The 19133-nt window shown below is 48.4% G+C and carries 27 protein-coding genes and 3 pseudogenes; all 30 read left to right on the forward strand.

What is annotated here, in order from left to right; all coding sequences use genetic code 11:
- Window positions 1-527: 527 nt before the first annotated feature.
- Complete coding sequence (locus tag HDCHBGLK_RS08180) at window positions 528-1406, forward strand: DUF6017 domain-containing protein (RefSeq protein WP_330362668.1); 879 nt, start codon at window positions 528-530, stop codon at window positions 1404-1406.
- A 15-nt stretch (window positions 1407-1421) separates the two neighbouring features.
- Window positions 1422-1634 (forward strand): DUF5348 domain-containing protein, encoded by a 213-nt coding sequence (locus tag HDCHBGLK_RS08185; protein WP_003819042.1) that lies wholly within the window; start codon window positions 1422-1424, stop codon window positions 1632-1634.
- Window positions 1635-1704: 70 nt separating this feature from the next.
- A complete protein-coding gene (locus HDCHBGLK_RS08190; RefSeq protein ID WP_456300766.1) occupies window positions 1705-2040 on the forward strand; it encodes a PcfB family protein in 336 nt (111 codons plus the stop codon).
- Window positions 2037-3096 (forward strand): annotated as a pseudogene (locus HDCHBGLK_RS08195) (VirD4-like conjugal transfer protein, CD1115 family); the annotation flags it as partial. The gene HDCHBGLK_RS08190 and the pseudogene HDCHBGLK_RS08195, both read left to right, overlap by 4 nt.
- A gap of 133 nt (window positions 3097-3229) precedes the next feature.
- Entirely contained in the window at window positions 3230-3457 is a 228-nt protein-coding gene (locus HDCHBGLK_RS08200) for a hypothetical protein (protein WP_004608542.1), read from the forward strand.
- A 95-nt stretch (window positions 3458-3552) separates the two neighbouring features.
- Entirely contained in the window at window positions 3553-3693 is a 141-nt protein-coding gene (locus tag HDCHBGLK_RS08205) for a Maff2 family mobile element protein (RefSeq protein ID WP_004608541.1), read from the forward strand.
- 142 nt (window positions 3694-3835) lie between these two features.
- The gene (locus tag HDCHBGLK_RS08210; protein WP_009249065.1) at window positions 3836-4039 is read left to right on the forward strand and encodes a helix-turn-helix transcriptional regulator; all 204 of its coding nucleotides are present in this window, start codon (window positions 3836-3838) and stop codon (window positions 4037-4039) included.
- Window positions 4036-4305, forward strand: coding sequence for a hypothetical protein (locus tag HDCHBGLK_RS08215; RefSeq protein WP_004608539.1), 270 nt, complete (start codon window positions 4036-4038; stop codon window positions 4303-4305). Before HDCHBGLK_RS08210 ends, HDCHBGLK_RS08215 begins: the two co-directional genes overlap by 4 nt.
- Before the next feature lie 96 nt (window positions 4306-4401).
- Window positions 4402-5454 (forward strand): annotated as a pseudogene (locus HDCHBGLK_RS08220) (DUF4368 domain-containing protein); the annotation flags it as partial.
- Between the two features lie 78 nt (window positions 5455-5532).
- Entirely contained in the window at window positions 5533-5961 is a 429-nt protein-coding gene (locus HDCHBGLK_RS08225; RefSeq protein WP_004608537.1) for a desulfoferrodoxin family protein, read from the forward strand.
- A gap of 179 nt (window positions 5962-6140) precedes the next feature.
- Complete coding sequence (locus HDCHBGLK_RS08230; protein WP_233440748.1) at window positions 6141-6620, forward strand: GNAT family N-acetyltransferase; 480 nt, start codon at window positions 6141-6143, stop codon at window positions 6618-6620.
- A gap of 22 nt (window positions 6621-6642) precedes the next feature.
- Window positions 6643-7515 carry a DinB/UmuC family translesion DNA polymerase gene (locus HDCHBGLK_RS08235; protein ID WP_004608535.1) on the forward strand — a complete coding sequence of 291 codons (873 nt, stop codon included), beginning with the start codon at window positions 6643-6645 and terminating at the stop codon, window positions 7513-7515.
- Window positions 7505-7627, forward strand: a complete 123-nt coding sequence (locus HDCHBGLK_RS19685; protein ID WP_004608534.1) for a hypothetical protein — start codon at window positions 7505-7507, stop codon at window positions 7625-7627. The genes HDCHBGLK_RS08235 and HDCHBGLK_RS19685 overlap by 11 nt, the downstream gene beginning before the upstream one ends.
- Window positions 7614-7790 carry a hypothetical protein gene (locus tag HDCHBGLK_RS19690; RefSeq protein WP_004608533.1) on the forward strand — a complete coding sequence of 59 codons (177 nt, stop codon included), beginning with the start codon at window positions 7614-7616 and terminating at the stop codon, window positions 7788-7790. The genes HDCHBGLK_RS19685 and HDCHBGLK_RS19690 overlap by 14 nt, the downstream gene beginning before the upstream one ends.
- A gap of 8 nt (window positions 7791-7798) precedes the next feature.
- A complete protein-coding gene (locus tag HDCHBGLK_RS08245) occupies window positions 7799-8077 on the forward strand; it encodes a hypothetical protein (protein WP_004608532.1) in 279 nt (92 codons plus the stop codon).
- Between the two features lie 39 nt (window positions 8078-8116).
- Window positions 8117-8830 (forward strand): DUF5131 family protein, encoded by a 714-nt coding sequence (locus tag HDCHBGLK_RS08250; protein ID WP_039910096.1) that lies wholly within the window; start codon window positions 8117-8119, stop codon window positions 8828-8830.
- Window positions 8831-8836: 6 nt separating this feature from the next.
- Window positions 8837-9463 (forward strand): CatA-like O-acetyltransferase, encoded by a 627-nt coding sequence (locus HDCHBGLK_RS08255; protein WP_004608530.1) that lies wholly within the window; start codon window positions 8837-8839, stop codon window positions 9461-9463.
- A gap of 23 nt (window positions 9464-9486) precedes the next feature.
- The gene (locus HDCHBGLK_RS08260) at window positions 9487-9951 is read left to right on the forward strand and encodes a hypothetical protein (protein ID WP_004608529.1); all 465 of its coding nucleotides are present in this window, start codon (window positions 9487-9489) and stop codon (window positions 9949-9951) included.
- Window positions 9952-9990: 39 nt separating this feature from the next.
- Window positions 9991-10350 (forward strand): annotated as a pseudogene (locus HDCHBGLK_RS08265) (pyridoxamine 5'-phosphate oxidase family protein); the annotation flags it as partial.
- Window positions 10351-10396: 46 nt separating this feature from the next.
- The gene (locus tag HDCHBGLK_RS08270) at window positions 10397-11017 is read left to right on the forward strand and encodes an SGNH/GDSL hydrolase family protein (RefSeq protein WP_161567388.1); all 621 of its coding nucleotides are present in this window, start codon (window positions 10397-10399) and stop codon (window positions 11015-11017) included.
- Window positions 11014-11160 (forward strand): hypothetical protein, encoded by a 147-nt coding sequence (locus HDCHBGLK_RS19345; protein ID WP_004608526.1) that lies wholly within the window; start codon window positions 11014-11016, stop codon window positions 11158-11160. Before HDCHBGLK_RS08270 ends, HDCHBGLK_RS19345 begins: the two co-directional genes overlap by 4 nt.
- Entirely contained in the window at window positions 11150-11500 is a 351-nt protein-coding gene (locus HDCHBGLK_RS08275; protein WP_050755160.1) for a class I SAM-dependent methyltransferase, read from the forward strand. Before HDCHBGLK_RS19345 ends, HDCHBGLK_RS08275 begins: the two co-directional genes overlap by 11 nt.
- 52 nt (window positions 11501-11552) lie before the next feature.
- A complete protein-coding gene (locus HDCHBGLK_RS19695) occupies window positions 11553-12845 on the forward strand; it encodes a GNAT family N-acetyltransferase (RefSeq protein WP_009249052.1) in 1293 nt (430 codons plus the stop codon).
- A 47-nt stretch (window positions 12846-12892) separates the two neighbouring features.
- Window positions 12893-13234, forward strand: coding sequence for an MmcQ/YjbR family DNA-binding protein (locus tag HDCHBGLK_RS08285; protein WP_004608523.1), 342 nt, complete (start codon window positions 12893-12895; stop codon window positions 13232-13234).
- Between the two features lie 4 nt (window positions 13235-13238).
- Window positions 13239-13838: a GNAT family N-acetyltransferase gene (locus tag HDCHBGLK_RS08290; protein WP_004608522.1), complete on the forward strand. Its 600-nt coding sequence runs from the start codon at window positions 13239-13241 to the stop codon at window positions 13836-13838.
- A 123-nt stretch (window positions 13839-13961) separates the two neighbouring features.
- Window positions 13962-14210 carry an alpha/beta hydrolase family protein gene (locus HDCHBGLK_RS08295; protein ID WP_004608521.1) on the forward strand — a complete coding sequence of 83 codons (249 nt, stop codon included), beginning with the start codon at window positions 13962-13964 and terminating at the stop codon, window positions 14208-14210.
- A 34-nt stretch (window positions 14211-14244) separates the two neighbouring features.
- Window positions 14245-15129 (forward strand): DMT family transporter, encoded by an 885-nt coding sequence (locus tag HDCHBGLK_RS08300; protein ID WP_039910093.1) that lies wholly within the window; start codon window positions 14245-14247, stop codon window positions 15127-15129.
- A 308-nt stretch (window positions 15130-15437) separates the two neighbouring features.
- Window positions 15438-17486: a penicillin-binding transpeptidase domain-containing protein gene (locus tag HDCHBGLK_RS08310; RefSeq protein WP_004608519.1), complete on the forward strand. Its 2049-nt coding sequence runs from the start codon at window positions 15438-15440 to the stop codon at window positions 17484-17486.
- A gap of 78 nt (window positions 17487-17564) precedes the next feature.
- Complete coding sequence (locus tag HDCHBGLK_RS08315) at window positions 17565-18335, forward strand: polysaccharide deacetylase family protein (protein WP_004608518.1); 771 nt, start codon at window positions 17565-17567, stop codon at window positions 18333-18335.
- A 40-nt stretch (window positions 18336-18375) separates the two neighbouring features.
- Window positions 18376-19005: a lysoplasmalogenase gene (locus HDCHBGLK_RS08320; protein WP_004608517.1), complete on the forward strand. Its 630-nt coding sequence runs from the start codon at window positions 18376-18378 to the stop codon at window positions 19003-19005.
- The last annotated feature ends 128 nt before the right edge of the window (window positions 19006-19133 follow it).

The raw sequence follows: 19133 nt of genomic DNA on the forward strand, positions 1-19133 counted from the left end.
CATAATGCATGATCTCCTTAATTAAAATAATTTTATGGTAGTTTAGCAATTATGAGAAATGATGTCAATCTAAGCGGATACTTCTTAACCAAAACTTAGCCAACAATGAGATATTTTTAGAATATCTTTTTCATCTACAGTACACAGCACACAAATAAATTAAAATATTATTATTTTTAATATAACAACTCTGATTATCTCCAAAAAGCCCGGAAACACGGGCATTTCACGGGATATAAGAACTGAATTTACTACCGATTTACTACTTTCGGATTGAGCTTTGACACGCTTCTGCCTCCCGTGAAGCCCACCGCCCAAATAGTGACACATCGAAAATTGAATACGACACCGCAGATCATTTTGACAACGGCGAGGCCGGAGCGCCGGAGGACTGCGGCACCTGCCGTTTCTACCGCCCGCACTGGAAGTACCAGTTTTGTGTGTATGATGAATGTCCCTACCAGCCGGGCAAGCTCACCGCCCTTGACGGCGCGGTGAAATTTCAAGTGAAAGGAGTGGACGACGAGATGGCAGTTTTTCGAGTGGAGAAAAACCGGGGCTACACGGTGATGTCCAACCACCACCTGCGGAACAAGGATTTGTCCCTGAAAGCCAAGGGCCTGCTGTCCTTGCCGGAGGATTGGGACTTTACGCTGAAAGGCTTGTCCCTTATCAACCGAGAGCAGATCGACGCAATTCGGGCGGCAGTTAAGGAACTGGAACAGGCGGGCTATATCGTGCGTTCCCGTGAGCTTGACAGCCAAGGCCGCCTGCGCAGGGCGGATTACATCATTTACGAACAGCCCCAGCCTGTGCCGGATTCACCTACATTGGAAAATCCAACATTGGATAATCCAACGCTGGAAAAGCCTACGCAGGAAAAACCAACGCAATTAAATAAAGATAGATCAAGTAAAGAGAAATCAATGACTGATGGATCAAATACCGATTCCATTCCTATCCTTTCCCCGCCCTCTCCTTTGGGGGAAGAAGCGGCTGCGCCGCCAGAACGGAAAGGAACGGGAGCGAAATCACAGAGCGCCGTAGAGATTTATCGGGAGATCATCAAGGACAACATCGAGTATGAACACCTTTGCCAGTATGCCAAGGGGATTGACCGGGATATGCTGGACGAGATCGTGGACTTGCTGGTGGAAACCGTATGCAGCGCCCGAAAGACCATCCGCATTGCCGGGGACGATTACCCCGCCGAGCTAGTGAAATCCAAGCTGATGAAGCTGGACAGCTCTCACATTGAGTTTGTCTTTGACTGTATCAGCAAAAACACCACGGAAATACGGAACATCAAAAAATACCTGCTGGCGGTTCTGTTCAACGCCCCAAGCACCATCAACGGCTATTACACGGCGCTGGTGGCCCACGACATGAATAATGGCAAAATCTGAAAGGAGGACGCCCCTATGAAACAGGGTGCTTTGATTTTTGACGAGCAGACAGACCGCTACGACATCCGTTTTGACCTTGCGGATTATTACGGCGGCCTGCACTGCGGAGAAACTTTTGATGTGATGGTGGGCGGCAGATGGAGGCCGACCCGCATTGAAATGGCCGAGAACTGGTATCTGGTGGGAATCCATGCCGACGATCTCTCCGGCCTGCGGGTGAGGATTTAAGCCATCCGCCTGCCTGCTGACTTTCCAAAGGAGGGAGAAAGGGACGGGCAAGGCCCATCACGGCCAGCAGATCTTACGGCAGCTCAAAAAGGACGGTTCCGCCCTGTCCAACATTGAGATCACCGACGCCAACATCGGCTTGTTTAAGCCCTGCGCCAAGAAATACGACATTGATTTTACCCTGCGGAAAGACCGCACCACCCATCCGCCCCGGTATATCGTAATCTTCAAATCCAAGCAGGCGGACAATCTGGAACAGGCGTTTAAGGAGTTTACGGCCAAGAAGCTCAAACAGCAGGAACGCCCCTCCATCCGAAAGACCCTTGCCGTCCTGAAAGAAAAGGCAGCGGCCAGAAGCAGCCAGCAGACCAAGGAGAAAATCAAGGAAAGGGGGCTGTCACGATGAAGCCGGAAATGAAAAAGCTGATAATCGTCAACCTGCCCTACCTGCTGTTTGTTTACCTGTTCGGCAAGCTGGGACAGACCTACCGGCTGGCGGCTGGGGCGGACTTGTCGGAAAAACTATTGCACCTTGCGGACGGCTTTTCCCTTGCCTTTGAAAGCGCCGCCCCCAGCTTCCACCTGTTCGATCTGGCGGTGGGCGTGGCCGGTGCGGTGGCACTGCGGCTGATGGTGTACCCCCAAGACCGCCCGGAACAAAAATGTGCTGGTGATCGGCGGTTCCGGCAGCGGCAAGACCCGGTTCTTTGTGAAGCCCAACCTCATGCAGTGTCCAAGGACTACCTGACCTCATTCGTGATTACCGACCCGAAAGGAAGTCTGATCGGCGAGGTGGGCCAGCTCCTTGTACGGTGCGGCTACCGACATCCATTCGGAAAAGGACATTTTGAAGATGGTAAACACGCTGATCTGCAACACCAAGGGCGAGGGCGAAAAGAGCGCCGAGGATTTTTGGATCAAATCGGAACGCCTGCTGTATTCGGCCCTTATTGGCTATATCTGGTACGAAGCGCCGGACGATGAAATGAATTTCACCACGCTTCTTGAAATGATAAATGCCAGCGAAGCCCGCGAGGACGACCCGGAATTTCAATCCCCGGTAGACCAGATGTTTGAACGGCTGGAAGAAAAAGACCCGGAACATTTTGCGGTGCGCCAGTACCGCAAATTCCTGCTGTCGGCGGGCAAGACCCGCAGCTCCATTTTGATAGGCTGCGGAGCCAGATTAGCGCCTTTTGACATCCGGGAGGTGCGGGAGCTGATGGAGGACGACGAGCTGGAACTTGACACCATCGGGGATAAAAAAACGGCCCTGTTCCTGATTATGTCGGACACGGACACGACCTTTAATTTCATTCTGGCAATGGTACAAAGCCAGCTTATCAACCTGCTTTGTGACCGGGCCGATGACAAATACGGCGGGCGGCTGCCCGTCCATGTGCGGCTGATTCTGGACGAGTTCGCCAACATCGGCCAGATTCCAAACTTTGACAAGCTGATCTACCTGTCGTCCCTGCGCCGGAAAAGGCGGCGCGTGGTAACGGAGGACGAACCCTTTGACCTCTACGACATTGAGCTGTCGGATGAGGATTTTACCGCGGAATAAAGCGGCCATAGAGAAAGGAGCGTGACCGATGGGACACTCGGACGAATCTACATTTGCGGATTATTTCAAGTATGAGCAGGAAATCTACCGGGCTATCATTTCCGCTGCGGTTCTGTGCCAGTGGATCGCAGAACATGATACCCCGCCCACGGACGGGAAAGCCGAAGAACTGGCAAGGGAAATAGACCGCAGACTGTGTGAAGCATGGGGCGAGATTTTTTCGCTGGCTGTGCTGGAATGGCGGGACGGCCAGTAACTCCGGGTCGTCTGCGGATTGTGAGGCTGCCGCTGTGTACGGCGGCTTTTTTGCACCCAAACACCATCACAATCTGAATTTATGGAGGTAAATTTATGGAATTTTTCAATAGTGCAGTTGATACTTTGCAGACCATCGTTGTGGGCCTCGGCGGCGCGCTTTGCGTATGGGGCGGCGTCAATCTTTTGGAGGGATACGGGGCGGACAACTCGGCAAGCAATGCTCATGTGCCATAAAGTAACACATAAGAATTTGATAGACAGAAGCCCACTATTCCATAAAAAATACACCCATAATGGAAAGGACACTTGACATACAAAACCTCTGTTGCTATAATAGGTGTATGGAAAGGATGCTTTCCATAAAAAGGAGGTCTTTATGAAAAACCGCTTAGAGGAATTGCGAAAAGAGAGAGGTATCAAACAGGAAGAATTAGCTGCTGAATTAGAAGTTTCAAGACAAACTATTGGTTCGTTGGAAAACGGAAGATACAACCCATCTATTTTGTTGGCTTTCAAATTGTCGAAATATTTCGGCTTAAAAATCGAAGATATTTTTATCTATGAGGAGGAAGAAAAATGAAACATAAAGAATTGTTGACACAAAGCGAAAGAAACGAAATAAAACAATTAAAAATCGAAGAAAAAGACGAAAGAAATATAGCATTAGCCAATGCAGCAAAAGCCAGAGCATACGAATTGATGATGTGGCTCTATGCAATATCAATTTCATTGCTTGCACTTTTTAATATTATCAGTGTGTTAGCCTTTTTTATCTTGTTGAGTGTATTTGCTATTTGTCAAATATATTTTATTATCAGGCTATGGAAATATCATAAAGAACTATAAAAAAGTGTCTTCGACACTTCAACTCCCCTGCCCCTCAATCATGAGGGGTTAGGGGTTTCTTTTTGTGTCGTTATGCTTCATAATAGACAATATCAGGAGAAGATTTTTGACCTTGCCGTACTCGGACGGGGAGCCGCCAGCATTACAAGGATTCTGGTGGAGGAAAAAGTACCTACCCCCGGCTGGTTGAACTATGACAGGTACGGGACTTTCGCAAATATCTACGCCGGTGCGCCCGCAGAAAAAGCCTATGCGTGGACGATTGCACAGGTCAAGAGCATTTTGAAAGAGAAAACCTACATCGGTCACAGCGTTCACAACAAGCAGAGCAACATTTCATTCAAGAACAAGAAAAAGGTGCGGAAGCCGCAGGAAGAATGGTATCGTGTGGAAAATACCCACGAAGCCATCATTTCCGAAGAAGTGTTCCAAAAAGTTCAGGAGTTGATTGCAAGCAGACGCAGGAAACGCAGAAACGGTATGACGCAGATTTTCGCAGGATTGATAAAATGTGCAGACTGCGGATGGTCTTTAGCCTATGGGGAAAACAGGCAGAACAAAAACCCATACGGGTACTACCATTGCAGTAAGAACGGACAGGGATTACGCCAGTGTTCCATGCACTATATCCGCTATGATGTGCTGTATGCCTATGTGCTTGCCAGACTGCAATACTGGTCTATGCTGGCACAGAAAGACGAGGACAAGCTGCTGAAACGGCTGCTCAATGCCAGCGACAGAGAAAGAAACTCTGCGAAGAAAAAGCAGGCTGCGGAGCTGAAAAAGGCGGAGAAGCGCAAAGTCGAGGTTGACGGGCTGTTTGCTAAAATGTATGAGGACTGGTCTGCCGGACGAATTACCGAGTATAACTTCAATATGCTGTCCGAGAAGTACCAGAACGAGCAAAAGGAGCTTGAAATAAAAATCCGGCAGCTTCACGAAACGATGGAAGCCGCCGTACAGACCGCAGCGGACGCTGAAAAGTGGATTGCCCTGATGAAGCAGTATGTCAACCCTGTGGAGTTGACCGCCGAACTTCTGAACACTCTAATTGAAAAAATAACCGTCCACGAAGCTGTCAAGAGCGAGGACGGAAGCCGTGAGCAGGAAGTAGAAATCTACTACCGCTTCATCGGCAAAATCGACTGACCTTTCTTTTTTACCCAACAATATCTTTAATTAAGGGAAACGGGTAAAGGCCTGCCTGATATTGGAATTATCAAGGAATTGGCCGAAGCGCTGCAGGTATCTATTGCAGAACTGCTGACAGGAGACGTGGTGAAAAACGAGAACATTTCAGGGAACATGAAGAAAATGAGTTTTTACGTGTGCCCCATCTGCGCGAATGTGATACAGTCGGTTGGCGAAGGCGCTTTCTGCTGCTGCGGGATCACGCTTCCCAGGCTTGAAGAGGAAGAAAAGGATGATATCCATATGCCGCAGGTGGAAGTTATGGACGGTGAATTCCATGTATTCCTGGAGCATGAGATGACCAAGGAGCACTACATCTCATTCTTTGCATATGTGACATCCAACTATGCCCAGTTTGTAAAACTGTATCCCGAGCAGAACGCAGAATGCCGCTTTACCAGACGGGGGCATGGCGCTGTCTATGCTTATTGCAACAGGCACGGGCTATATAAAGTGCTGGTCTAATGTGTCTATAAGGCATCCGGAGGGACATTCCGGATGCCTTTTCGTTATAGATGGCGAATAGCAAAATTTATTTTTATACGAATCGTAAATTATGATAGAATAAAAGTAGAAATGATAGATTTTGCATCGTTTTCTGAACACTATTGGCAGTTAGGGATCTTAGAATGGAGATGCACCCTATGAAAAAGATGAAAATGGAATATAAGAAGGCTATGGCAAATGATACGGGAAGGATCGTAAGCCTGGTACATCATACGATCATGACGGTCTATCCCCAGTATTATCCGGAAAAAGTGGTGGATTTTTTCTGCGGCCTTCACTGTGAGAAAAACATCAGGCGAGATGTGGAAAAGGGCAATGTTGGCATCGTATATTCCGGAGAACGGCTGGCGGGTACGGGCAGTTTTGACAGAAATCATATCACAAGGGTGTATGTGGCTCCTGAATTTCAAAGACAGGGATACGGCAGTTTTATCATGGAGCAGCTGGAGGAGCGGATCGGCCAGTATCATGATGAGATTATTCTGGATACCTCGCTTCCGGCAAGCACAATGTACGAAAGGCGCGGATACAAAACACTGAGGCATGAACGTATAGACGTTGGCGGCGGGGTTATGCTAGTCTATGAGGTTATGAAAAAAGAGTGCAAGGAAAGATAGGTGATTCAAGGAGGAGACTAAAATGTCCCAGGATAGAACCTACATCTGCATAGATTTGAAATCTTTCTATGCTTCCGTGGAGTGCCGGGAGCGCGGGCTGGATCCGCTGATGACGAATCTTGTGGTCGCCGATCATATCGGAATCCTGGAAGAAGAGTCCTACAAAAGAACCTTGTGGAGCCATAGGCCCCTGACGGATTTCTGGAGAGTCGGATCCGGCATTGCCAGGCGCTTGGAGAGTGCAGGAATCTACACGATGGAGGACATTGCAAAAGCGGATGAGGATATGCTGTACCGCATGTTCGGCATAGACGCGGAATTGCTGATCGACCATGCCTGGGGAAGGGAAACGACGACCATAGCCGACATCAAAGCCTACAGGCCCAAGGAAAATTCTATTTCAAGCAGCCAGGTGCTGGGATGCGACTATGACTTTGAGGGTGGAAGGCTGATCGCAAAGGAAATGGCGGATCTGCTCTGCCTGAAACTGGTGGAGAAAGGGCTGGTTACAGACCCTATTTCTTTATATGTAGGATACTCCAGACGCCTGCAGAAGAAGTCCGCCCATGGGACTATCACCATGCCCGTAACTACAAGTTCCGCGAAAAAGATCATGGGCTATACCCAAGAACTATTCGAGCAGATCGTCGACAGGAATGCGCCAATCCACAGAGTGACGCTGGCATTTAACCGCGTGGTGGATGAGATGTACCAGCAGTATGATTTGTTTACCGACCCTGCGGAGATAGAAAGAGAGCATAAGATACAGAAAACCATGCTTGAGATCAAAGAGAAGTTTGGGAAAAATGCAATCCTTAAGGGAATGAATCTGGAAAAGGGTGCAACCACGAAAGAACGCAACAGGCAGATCGGAGGACACAAAAGTGGAGAATAAAATGAGCCGGGAAGACCGGGCAAAACAGTTTATGCCGTTTGCCGCATTAAAGGGATATCCGGAGGCGCTGCGCAAGAAGGAAAAGGAAGCTCTGCCAGGTGCGAAAAAATGACAGGGTGACGGTGGTTTATTTTTGCAAGGATGAATATCTGAAACTGACGGGAATGGTTACAAGGATAGATGAGACGGCCAGAGTGCTGAAGATTGTCAATACGAAGATTGCGTTTGAGGATATCTATGAATTGATCTGTGAAGAGAGGGCGACCGGAATATAAGGCGGCATATGCATTTAAAGAAGTTGGAACAGGATTTTTCTGTCTGCAAGGTAGAGGATCTGTCAAAGGTGAATCTGGATAGCGAATTCTGCTTTATTGGAAAGACGGATGAGGAAAGATCGGTCGTATGCGTAACGACGGACATCCCCTGTAATGTCGTAGAGAGGGAGGATGGCTGGAAAGCCTTTCGGATAGAGGGAACCAATACGGACTATATCCTGACCAAGTCAGATAATTATGACAGAGCCATAGAAGTGCTTGAACAGGCAGGATACCAGTTTATATAGACGGGAGAGACAGAATGATCAGGAACGGAGGTGATTTCCATGTCCATGTGGAATCCCTGGCGGGGCTGCCACAGGCATAGCGAAGGGTGCAGATATTGTTATATCCATAAGGGGGATAAGAGGAAAGGGATTGATACCGGGCAGGTGGTGCGTACGGAGAAATTCTATGCGCCTGTGGAAAAGACCAAGTCCGGCATCTATAAGATGAAGCCTGGGCAGACGGTGTATCTGTGCTTTTCTTCGGACTTCCTGGTGGAGGACGCGGATCCCTGGCGCAAGGAGTGCTGGGAGATGATGCGGGAAAGGCAGGATCTGCAATTTCTCTTCCTGACAAAGCGGATCGAGCGGTTTGCGGCCTGTATGCCCGCTGACTGGGGCGACGGGTATGAGAATGTAACGGTGGGATGTACCGTTGAAAATCAGGAGATGGCAGACTATCGGCTTGCGATTTTCCAGGAACTGCCGCTTAAGCATAAGAATATTATCTGCCAGCCTTTGATTGAGGCGATCGATATCAGGAAATATCTGGATGGAGTGGAATTGACGGTAGTAGGAGGAGAATCCGACAAAAATGCCCGGCCCCTTTCCTATGAATGGGTACTATCCATCCGGCAGCAGTGTATCAGTCAGAACTGCGCGTTTGAATTCCGACAGTGCGGCACTCATTTTATAAAAGATGGAAAACAATATATGCTTAAGGTAAAGGATTTGGGAAGCCAGGCGAGGAAGGCGAATATTAATTGGAAGGGATGATGAGATATGAGTAATAAGTATGAACTGATCGACGAAAAGAACTGGAAGCGCGCTATGCATTGCATGGTATTTAGGGATAGCGTTGAACCGGCATTCTGCGTCACGTTCGAATTGGACATCACGAAGTTTTTAAGGAAGATAAAAGAGAGCGGGTATTCATTTACCATGGCTATGATCTTTGTTGTGTCAAAGTGCGCCAATGAGATAGAAGAATTTCGCTACCGTTTTGTTGATGGCCAGGTAGCGCTGTTTGAGAAGATTGATACGGCGTTTACCTACCTTGATCAGGATACGGAATTATTTAAAGTAGTCAATGTGCCTATGCAGGATATCATGGAGGATTATGTAGAACTGGCAGCCAGGACGGCAAGAGAACAGAAGGAATATTTTACCGGACCGCTTGGAAATGATGTATTCCAGTTCTCACCCATGCCTTGGGTGTCCTATACGCATATCTCTCATACGAATTCGGGAAAGAAAGATAATGCGACGCCCCTGTTTGACTGGGGAAAATATTTTGAACGGGATGGAAAGGTGCTTCTTCCATTTTCTGTACAAGCGCATCATTCTTTTGTGGACGGCCTACATGTGGGACGGCTGGCAGAAGCAATCCAGGACTATCTGGAACAGTAGAATGTAGAGAGGAGGTAAGAGGGATGTGTAGGGAGTGTTATGCAGATGACAACAGAATCACGCCTCTATTGAATCCGCAGGATTGTCTCAGGAACCATACCCAGTATATCTGTGGATCCTGCGGCCGCTGCATCTGTATCGAGCAAGACGGCAAGCGAGGGCTTCGGAGGTGGAATTTCCCTTTTAAGACGCTGGATATTGCAAAACTTTATCTGCGCACTGCGGATTATACTATGAAGAAGCCCTGTGGGATTTATGAGATCACGAATGTAAAAGGCAGAGTCTCTTATAAGATATTTCCAGGGGAGGAAGAATTGCAGGCTTTTTTGAAAAAGAACAAGGATAAGTCCTGCAACGGCATGGCACCAGTATTCCGACAGAAGGAGTATCAGGAATTCCCGGGCACGCAGGTGCGCAGGATGACAGAAGAAGAGATCGAAAAGTATATGGATGAACGGCAGGTGGTTGGAACTTGCATGCCGGATTAGCAGAACAAGATTAAAAGCAGACAGGAGGATCATACGATGATGAGAGATCCGCAACAGACGATTGGCAATATGGCCGACAAATACAGCACTGCCCTGATCAGTTATATAGACGAAGAGAGGTACCCTGTCACAAAGGCAATGCTTAAGCCCAGAGAACGCCGGGGAATTAAGGAGTTCTGGTTCACCACCAATACTTCTTCCAACAAAGTCAAATGCTTTCGGAAGAATCCAAAGGCAAGTATTTATTTTGTAGATAAGCGGTACTTCCGCGGCGCCAGTTCAGCTGGCACGGTAGAAGTGCTGGAAACCCCGGAGGCAAAGGAACGAATCTGGCGTGAAGGGGATACCATGTATTACCCGGAAGGCGTGACGGATCCGGATTACTGCGTGCTCAAATTCATACATACGTTATCTCAGGCATCCCTTAGAGGTAATCAACAAGGGGGTGAATGGGGATACGACCCACGGCGCTTTGAAGCGGCTAAGAAGGATTGTCGCTTATCCGGAGTACGAAGCGGTAGACACCTATATTGTCGGCATTGGGACGAATGACGTATTGCTGCCGTATCTGACCCGGATATCATGGCTGTGGAAACTACAGATGGAGCCAAGATGCAGACGGCTTCAATGCAAGACGGACATGAAGGAGTTTGCCGTTGAGTATGAAAAGTATCTGATACTTCTGGCTGATAGGCAGAAAAAGATGATCTTGATAGGAATGCCTTATATTGAGTTGAAAGGCTATCCTCATGAATCGATAAGAATCAGAAATAAGATTATCGGGCGCCTGGCAAAAAAGTATGAGGTACCATTTATTGATATTTATGCTTTGCAGATGGAATTGGCTTCGCAGCCAGGGGAGTATACGTGGAAGCATAGGAATCTGACCCGCGTGGGCGAAGGCGTATTTACGGCAGTACTTCCATTTACAAAGGACTGGCTTGGACGGATGAGAGGACTAAAGCTTACGGTGGACGGCGTCCACTATAATACGGAATCAGCCAAGGCCCTGGCCATGGAGGTACAGAGACATTTGGACAGATTAGTAAAGGAGAGAAATCATTGATCAATCAGAAAGAAATGAACAATATTTATGATAACGAACAGTTCTTCGAGCAGTATGCGCAGATGTCGCGCAGCCGTCATGGACTGTCCGGGGCAGGAAAATGGCACCAGTTTAAGGATATGTATCCTGATTTTGGGCATTGACTTAAGCGAAAAGATGATTCAGGAGGCAGAAGAAAAGAACGCAGATCCTAAGATTCGGTATGAGGTCTGCGGATTAGAAACGTACGGCTATCCAGCGGACTCCTTCGACTGCGTGATCTCTAATCTGATCCTGCATTATGTCAGGGACCTGGATGAGATCTATGGAAGGGTCTATAGAACCCTGAAGGAAGACGGCGTATTCCTGGTGAACATCGAGCATCCGACTTTTACGGCGGGGATCAATGAAGACTGGGAATATGATAAGAACGGAAATCCAACATGCTGGCCCATTGATAATTATTTTTATCCGGGAGAGCGTACGACTCACTTTGGCCAATGACGCTGCTGGTCAAGGCGGTGAAATAAAGGCTGGAAGCGATACGGGAGGTGTCATGAGATATAGTATAAGGCAAATGAAAACTTCGGAGTATCCGCTTCTTGCGGAGTTTTTATATGAAGCAATCTTTGTAAGAGAAGGAGAAGAGCCGGCTCCAAGGAATATCATAGAAAAGCCGGAACTTCAGGTATATATAAAGGACTTTGGCTCGGATAAGGACGATCACTGTTTCCTGGCACAAGCGGATGGAAAAGTAGTCGGCGCCGTCTGGGCAAGGAATGTAAAAGGGTACGGAAACATTGACAATACGACTCCTGAGTTTGCGATTTCCTTATATAAGGAATACCGGAGATGTGGTATTGGAACTGCATTGATGGGCAGGATGCTTGAACACCTGCGGGAAGCCGGTTATGAGAGGATTTCCCTGGCAGTACAAAAGGATAATTATGCCTTAAAGATGTATCAGGCAGCAGGCTTTTATGTCGTAGGAGAGAACGAAGAGGAATATATTATGGTGAAGGAACTACGGACTGATTATGAAGCGGATATCCGGGAGATATTGTCCCACAGGCATGATAATGGCGCGGATCTGTGGACTACGCCGGACAAGAAACTGTTAAAAGGCGCGCCGTTTACCACGCTGGAGAGCGTGCTTTATCTGCGGGAACTGGGCGTTCCCGCAGATGATCCAGTGCTGGAAGATGCGGCGAGCCTGATCTTTAGCACATGGAAAGAGGATGGAAGATTCAAGATCTCTCCCAGCGGCGGAATCTATCCTTGCCAGACGGCGCTGGCAGCGGTGGCGCTTTGCCATATGGGGTATGCCGCCGACCCGAGGATGCAGAAGACATTCCGGCACTTTCTTGATACGCAGCAGCCGGATGGAGGATGGAAGTGTAACAAGTATAGTTTTGGCAGAGGACCTGAGACAGAGCATTCTACGCCCTATACCACGTTAGAGATACTGGACGCATTCCGCTTTACGGATAGAAAAGAAGCAGGTCCCGCGCTTGATCAGGCGGTAGAGTTTCTGCTAAAGCATTGGCGGATCCGAAAGCCCATAAGCCCCTGCCATTATGGCATAGGGACGCTGTTTATGCAGATTGAGTATCCGTTCCGCGGATATGGCCTCTTCCACTATGTCTATGTGCTGTCATTTTATGAATCTGCGAGAAAGGATGACAGATTTAAGGAAGCGCTGGAAGTATTGGAGTCTAAACTAGCGGACGGGCAGATTGTCGTGGAGCGCGTAGTTCCTAAACTTGCGAAATTATCTTTTTGTAAGAAGAACAAGCCAAGCAAACTTGCCACGTACCGTTATCAGGAAATATTAAAGAACCTTGAATAGCAAAGGCTTATGGAAAACGGGAGGAAATAACGGGGAGGTGTTGAAAGGTGACGGAGAGAAAAGACGTTATCTCCCACTGTCTGACATATAAGAGCGTCTATGAGGATTATCCTTTCCGGGATAAGAATTGGTGCGTGATCCGCCACAGAGAGAATCGGAAGGTATTTGCCTGGATATTTGACAGGGAGGGCTATGTGTGGGTCAATGTAAAATGTGATCCCCAGTGGAGAGACTTCTGGAGGACGGCCTACGATTCTGTGGTTCCGGCCTACCATTTAAATAAAGCGCACTGGAATTCGATCATTCTGGATGGAACGATTCCGGAAAAAGAGATCAGAAGGATGATCGGGGAGAGTTACGACCTGACAAAGAAAGAGAGGAAGGGATAAGAAGATGTATGAATCAAGATGCGGGGGTTGCTGCGAAGGCATCCTGGAAACCGAACGTCTATTCCTGCGGCCTTGGAGGGAGTCAGATGCGGAAGAATTATATAAATATGCGAAGGACCCCGAAGTGGGGCCTATCGCAGGGTGGCCGATACATACCAGCATAGAGGACAGCCGGGAGATAATCAGAACGGTGCTGTCCGCGCCCGGAATCTATGCTGTGGTATTAAAAGAAACGAACCTGCCGGTGGGAAGTATTGGACTGACGGCAGGGGCTGCCAGCAATATGGATCTAGGACCGGAAGAAGCCGAGATAGGATATTGGATTGGAGTACCCTACTGGGGACAGGGACTGATTCCAGAGGCTACGAAAGAAATCATGCGGCACGGATTTGAGGATCTAAGGCTTAAGACGATCTGGTGCGGATATTTTGAAGGCAATGAAAAGTCGAAGCGGGTACAGGAAAAATGCGGATTTCATTCCCATCATATGGAAAAGGACAAACTCTGGCCTCTGATGGATGACATTCGGACAGAGTATATTACTTATATAACCAGAGAAGAATGGGAAGAACAAAAAAGACAAGGAGGAGTGACAGGATGCTAGAACTGCCAAAAAAGTCATCCGCGTACTGCCGCCTACGAAGAACCATAAGTTCTGCTGGTATAACGGCGAACCGGAAGAATACAGGATCTCTTTGTCTGTTGGGACAGTCCTAGGGCGGAATATATGCGCCGCCATGCGGCGGAAACGCCAGGGAATGACGTGCCGGAAAAGTTAAGGGATATCAAGACACCAGCGCTGATTGTAAGCGGAGGGGATGATCTTTGCACGCCATACATTGCCAAGTATATGTATGACAGAATCCCTGAATCCAGATGGGAGTTGTTCCGCACTTGCCGTCATATGTGCTTTGTAGAAGAAAATGAGCAGTACATCAAGCTGCTGAAAGATTGGCTGAATGCCAATGACGAATGAGAAAATAGATAGTAAAAGGTTAGGGAATGAGACTATGGAGAGAAGAAAGGGCTATATTGCCGCATTTATGGCGGGGCTTTTGTGGGGGGCGTCGAGCCCGATCGCCCAGTTTTTATTTGAGAGCAAAGGAGTCGTATCAGGATGGCTGGTGCCTTACCGTCTGGTGATGGCGGGTATCCTGCTGTTTCTGTATGCGGTAGTGTTCAAGAAGCAGAATCCGGTTGAGATATGGAAAGACAGAAATGAGGCGATCCGCCAGATCGCATTTTCTGTTCTGGGAATGATGGGCATGCAGTACACGTTTTTTGCGGCCGTCCAGGAGACGAACGCAGGTACGGCAACCATCTTCCAGTATCTTAATCCGGCAATGTTGATCCTATATTTTGCGGTGATCTACAGAGTCGCGCCGAAGGCAAAGGAGATCATCGCGGTACTATGCTCCGTATCAGGAATCTTCCTGGTGGCGACTCATGGCAATATCCACGCCATGTCCATCTCGCCCAAGGGAATCGTCATAGGGCTTTTGGTGGCGCTTACCACTTGCTTCTATGGCGTGATTCCCGGCCCGCTTCTTAAGAAGCATCCGGCGGAGATGGTGTGTGCCTGGGCAATGATGATTGGCGGAGCGGTCTTAATGGTCGTAACCAGGCCGTGGAGGATGACGATCCAGATTGACTGGCAGGTAATAGTCGCATTCCTGTCTATCGTGATTCTTGGAACCATCTTCCCATTCTGCTTCTACCTGGCATCCTTAAAGAGCATAGGCTCGGTCTACGCGGGCCTGCTATCCAGCGTAGAGCCGGTGGCTGCAACGGTGCTGGCAGCCCTTTTCCTTGGAACTACCTTCCAGGCCATAGACGTAGTGGGATTCGTGCTGGTACTGTCCACCATGTTTATCTTGAATTACAAGAATACATAAAAAGCTACAATACATTCGGACGCTTAAGTCGTGGAATCTCTGGACTAGCATGGCGTCAATCTTGGCGGTGATAATGCTGATATATTCATAGCCTTTTGCAAGGCTGGCATTTTCAAGAGTACAAATACTTTCATAATGGCTGCTCCTTTTATCATATATTTCTTATGGACGGGTATATCTGTAAGCCGGCCTGCAACGCTATTATAGCACCAAATAAAAAAAGAGCGAAATAAATTGACTTTCAATTCCTACAGTTGTAAGATGTATACAAATATGTATCTGAGTATAAGTGTTCTAAGGAGGTATTCATGAAACGTAAAAAGATTATAGGAACAATGGCCGCGATACTGATCCTGCTGATCGTAGGAGCCGTGGCAGTCGTGCTGGTAAGAAGGCCCTTTGATGCGGGAAAGCCGGATGAACTGCTGGCTGATTATTTTGCATGTATTGAAAAAGGCGCTTATGACAAGATGTATGGCATGCTGGATGAGGAGAGCAAGGCCAATATCTCTAAAAAAGACTTTGTTACCCGGAATCAAAAAATATACGAAGGTATTGAAGCAAAGAATGTGAAGATCAGCGTAAAGGATGCGAAGAAGGCGGATGGAGGGGAGAAGGTATCATACCTGGCATCTATGGACAGCGTGGCAGGAAAGATCGAGTTTGAAAATCAGGCGATGTGTACCAGAGACTCCTACTTTGATGAGTTCAAACTCTCCTGGGATGACAGCCTGATTTTCCCGGATATGAAGGATACGGATAAGGTGTCCGTATCCACCAGCCAGGCGGTCAGAGGCCAGATACTGGACCGTAACGGCAACATGCTGGCAGGTCCTGGTACAGCGCCGTCCGTCGGGCTGGTGCCAGGAAAGATGTCCGAGAACAAAGAAGCGGATATCGCCCAGCTGGCCGGGCTTCTGGGAATGACAGAAGAGGAGATTAACAGCCAGTTATCGGCAGCATGGGTTACGCCTGACTCTTTCGTGCCATTAAAAACCCTGAACAGCCAGCAAAGCCAGGAATTGACGGAGCAGCTTCTGACGATTGCAGGGGTTCTGATCAATGATACGGAAGTAAGGACCTATCCTCTGGGAGAAAAGGCAGCACATCTGATCGGCTACGTGCAGAGCGTGACGGCAGAGGATCTGGAAGAACATAAAGGAGAAGGCTATACCAGTTCAAGCGTCATCGGCAAGAGCGGGATCGAAGGACTGTATGAGAAGGAACTCAAAGGCGAGAACGGTGTCAAGATCTCTATTATGACGGAGGATGGTGTGGAAAAGAACGTAGTTGCATCCGTGGATAAGCAGGATGGAGAGAATATCCGGCTGACCATTGATTCGGATCTGCAAGGGCTCGTCTATGACCAGTTCAGGGAAGATAAGAGCTGCTCGGTGGCCATGAACCCGTTTACCGGAGAAGTGCTTGCACTGGTCAGCACGCCTGCTTATGATGATAATGAATTTATTCTTGGCATGTCAGGCGAGCGTTGGGATCAGCTGAACAATGATGAGAATAAGCCGCTGTATAACCGGTTCCGCCAGGTATGGTGCCCAGGATCTTCCTTCAAGCCGATCACGGCGGGAATTGGCCTTACCACGGGAACCATCAATCCGGAAGAGGACTATGGAAGCGAGGGGCTTAGCTGGCAGAAGGATGAGAGTTGGGGGGATTACCATGTAACGACGCTTCATGAGTATTCTCCTGTGAATCTGGAAAACGCGCTGATTTATTCAGACAACATCTATTTTGCCAAGGCTGCCTTAAATATCGGTGCGGACAATCTGATGAAGTCGCTGAAACTGCTGGGATTTGGCCAGGAACTGCCATTTGAGATCAAGATGTCCCAATCCCAGTACGCCAACGACGGGGGAACCATCGATTCTGAGATACAGCTGGCGGACAGCGGCTACGGGCAGGGACAGATTCTTATCAACCCACTGCACCTTGCCACCTTATATACTTCCATCCTCAATGACGGCAATGTGATCCGGCCTTATCTCACCTACAGCGAGACGCCAAAGAGCGAAGTATGGATATCCCAGGCGTTTTCATCCGACGCGGCCTCCAGAGTGAAGACTGCGCTTGAAAAGGTGGTCAATACCCCGGAAGGAACCGGGTACGGGGCGCACAGGGAAGATATCGCATTGGCGGGCAAGACGGGAACTGCCGAGATCAAGGCAGACCAGAACGATACGACGGGCACGGAACTTGGATGGTTCGGCGTATTTACAGAAGATGCCGCCGCACAGAAGCCAGTACTTCTTATGAGCATGGTGGAGGATGTAAAGGACCGGGGCGGAAGCGGCTACGTAGTGGATAAGAGCGCGGCCATCCTGCAGGGATATCTTCCATAATAAATATTTATTTATGAAGTAGGACGAAACTCCGGAACATATATTATCAATAAAGGCATATGTTCTGGAGTTTATCATATGAAGGAAGAGAAAAAAAGAAAATGGAAGAACCGAAGCGTTCTGGCATTGGTGCTGACGGTGGCCCTGGCAGGGTCGTACAAATATATATCCGGATATGTAACGGTCTCCAGCAATGTAAACGGAAGAGAATTGCCCATCTATTCGGTGGAGACAAAGGAGAAGAAGGTTGCCCTTTCATTCGATGCCGCTTGGGGCAATGATGATACGCAGAAGATTCTGGAGATATTGAAAAAGCATGGACTACACGTGACCTTCTTCATGACTGGAGGCTGGGTGGAAAAGTATCCGGAGGATGTAAAGGCAATCCAGGCAGCAGGCCATGATCTTGGAAACCATAGCGAGAATCATAAGAACATGGCACAGTTATCTGTAGAGGAACAGAAGACAGAAATCATGACGGTCCATGAAAAGGTAAAGCAGTTGACCGGAGTGGATATGCAGCTGTTCCGTCCGCCTTACGGAGAATACAATGACAATCTGGTCCTGACAGCGAAGGACTGTGGATATTTTCCGGTAGAATGGTCGGTTGACAGTTTGGACTGGAAGGATTATGGTGTAAACAGCATCCTCGATATGGTGCTAAAGAACAAAGAATTAAGGAACGGGGCCATCATCCTTTGTCATAACGGTGCGAAATATACTTCGGACGCGTTAGAGCAGCTGATTATCGGACTAGAAGACAAGGGCTATCAGATCGTTCCAGTATCCCAACTGATTTATAAAGATAATTACCATATGGATGTGACGGGACGACAGATAAAGGACTAGTGTACGGTATGCCTGGGCATACAGGAAGGAGAAACGATACATGGAGTATATGACCATCATAGTAATGATCCTGTTTGGAATTGCCTATGCCTGCCTGCGGGAACGGGACAGGAGCCGGGCTTTGGCGTGCAAAGCCCTTGCCACTTCCATGGCGGTTACCGCAGGCCTGTACGGCGCAGTGCAAAGTCAGGATACCGCCGGATGGCTGATTGTGGCTGGGCTCGTATTATGCATGATTGCCGATGTAGTGCTGGAGATAAGGATGGTGGGAGGGATCGGCATATTCGGGACAGGACACCTGTGCTTTATCGCCGCCTTTTGGCTCAAGTCCCCTCCCACTCCAGGCACGCTGCTGCTTTTCCTGGCCATATATGTGGCTGTCATAGGAATGTTCCGGCATGAGATTGCGGGCCTGGATGAACTTAAGGTTCCGGCGTTTCTTTATATGGCGGTTCTGGGATTCATGGTATCGATGGCCGTGACGTCGGGCTGGCCCACAGGTGGCAGGGAGGGTGCGTTTCTGATGGCAGGGGCATTTCTGTTCCTGGCATCGGATTGTATGATCGCGTGGCGCACGGTGAAGGATATCCGGCAGAACGCTTACGGAGCCATCCTGCTTATCCTTTATTACGCAGCCGTATATCTGATTGGAAGCGCGTCCTGGATCTGATTGTGGATTATATGCAAAAAAATTGATGGTCCACGCCCTAATTTCTCTGATTATTGAAAATGAACTATGTTATAATAGAACTGCGCCGCCTGGATAGAAGGCGGCTGCATGACAGTATATGATAGACA

This window comes from [Clostridium] scindens ATCC 35704 (genome assembly GCF_004295125.1).
Classification (GTDB): domain Bacteria; phylum Bacillota; class Clostridia; order Lachnospirales; family Lachnospiraceae; genus Clostridium_AP; species Clostridium_AP scindens.

Excerpts from the sequence above, each read along its gene's own strand:
- HDCHBGLK_RS08210 (WP_009249065.1), top strand. The coding sequence starts at position 3,836 with ATGAAAAACCGCTTAGAGGAATTGCGAAAAGAGAGAGGTATCAAACAG.
- HDCHBGLK_RS08230 (WP_233440748.1), top strand. The coding sequence starts at position 6,141 with ATGAAAAAGATGAAAATGGAATATAAGAAGGCTATGGCAAATGATACG.
- HDCHBGLK_RS08290 (WP_004608522.1), top strand. The coding sequence starts at position 13,239 with ATGTATGAATCAAGATGCGGGGGTTGCTGCGAAGGCATCCTGGAAACC.
- HDCHBGLK_RS08250 (WP_039910096.1), top strand. The coding sequence starts at position 8,117 with ATGTCCATGTGGAATCCCTGGCGGGGCTGCCACAGGCATAGCGAAGGG.
- HDCHBGLK_RS08255 (WP_004608530.1), top strand. The coding sequence starts at position 8,837 with ATGAGTAATAAGTATGAACTGATCGACGAAAAGAACTGGAAGCGCGCT.
- HDCHBGLK_RS08315 (WP_004608518.1), top strand. The coding sequence starts at position 17,565 with ATGAAGGAAGAGAAAAAAAGAAAATGGAAGAACCGAAGCGTTCTGGCA.
- HDCHBGLK_RS08180 (WP_330362668.1), top strand. The coding sequence starts at position 528 with ATGGCAGTTTTTCGAGTGGAGAAAAACCGGGGCTACACGGTGATGTCC.
- HDCHBGLK_RS08295 (WP_004608521.1), top strand. The coding sequence starts at position 13,962 with ATGCGCCGCCATGCGGCGGAAACGCCAGGGAATGACGTGCCGGAAAAG.
- HDCHBGLK_RS08310 (WP_004608519.1), top strand. The coding sequence starts at position 15,438 with ATGAAACGTAAAAAGATTATAGGAACAATGGCCGCGATACTGATCCTG.
- HDCHBGLK_RS08215 (WP_004608539.1), top strand. The coding sequence starts at position 4,036 with ATGAAACATAAAGAATTGTTGACACAAAGCGAAAGAAACGAAATAAAA.
- HDCHBGLK_RS19695 (WP_009249052.1), top strand. The coding sequence starts at position 11,553 with ATGAGATATAGTATAAGGCAAATGAAAACTTCGGAGTATCCGCTTCTT.
- HDCHBGLK_RS08245 (WP_004608532.1), top strand. The coding sequence starts at position 7,799 with ATGCATTTAAAGAAGTTGGAACAGGATTTTTCTGTCTGCAAGGTAGAG.
- HDCHBGLK_RS08235 (WP_004608535.1), top strand. The coding sequence starts at position 6,643 with ATGTCCCAGGATAGAACCTACATCTGCATAGATTTGAAATCTTTCTAT.
- HDCHBGLK_RS08260 (WP_004608529.1), top strand. The coding sequence starts at position 9,487 with ATGTGTAGGGAGTGTTATGCAGATGACAACAGAATCACGCCTCTATTG.
- HDCHBGLK_RS08185 (WP_003819042.1), top strand. The coding sequence starts at position 1,422 with ATGAAACAGGGTGCTTTGATTTTTGACGAGCAGACAGACCGCTACGAC.
- HDCHBGLK_RS08200 (WP_004608542.1), top strand. The coding sequence starts at position 3,230 with ATGGGACACTCGGACGAATCTACATTTGCGGATTATTTCAAGTATGAG.
- HDCHBGLK_RS08300 (WP_039910093.1), top strand. The coding sequence starts at position 14,245 with ATGGAGAGAAGAAAGGGCTATATTGCCGCATTTATGGCGGGGCTTTTG.
- HDCHBGLK_RS08205 (WP_004608541.1), top strand. The coding sequence starts at position 3,553 with ATGGAATTTTTCAATAGTGCAGTTGATACTTTGCAGACCATCGTTGTG.
- HDCHBGLK_RS08320 (WP_004608517.1), top strand. The coding sequence starts at position 18,376 with ATGGAGTATATGACCATCATAGTAATGATCCTGTTTGGAATTGCCTAT.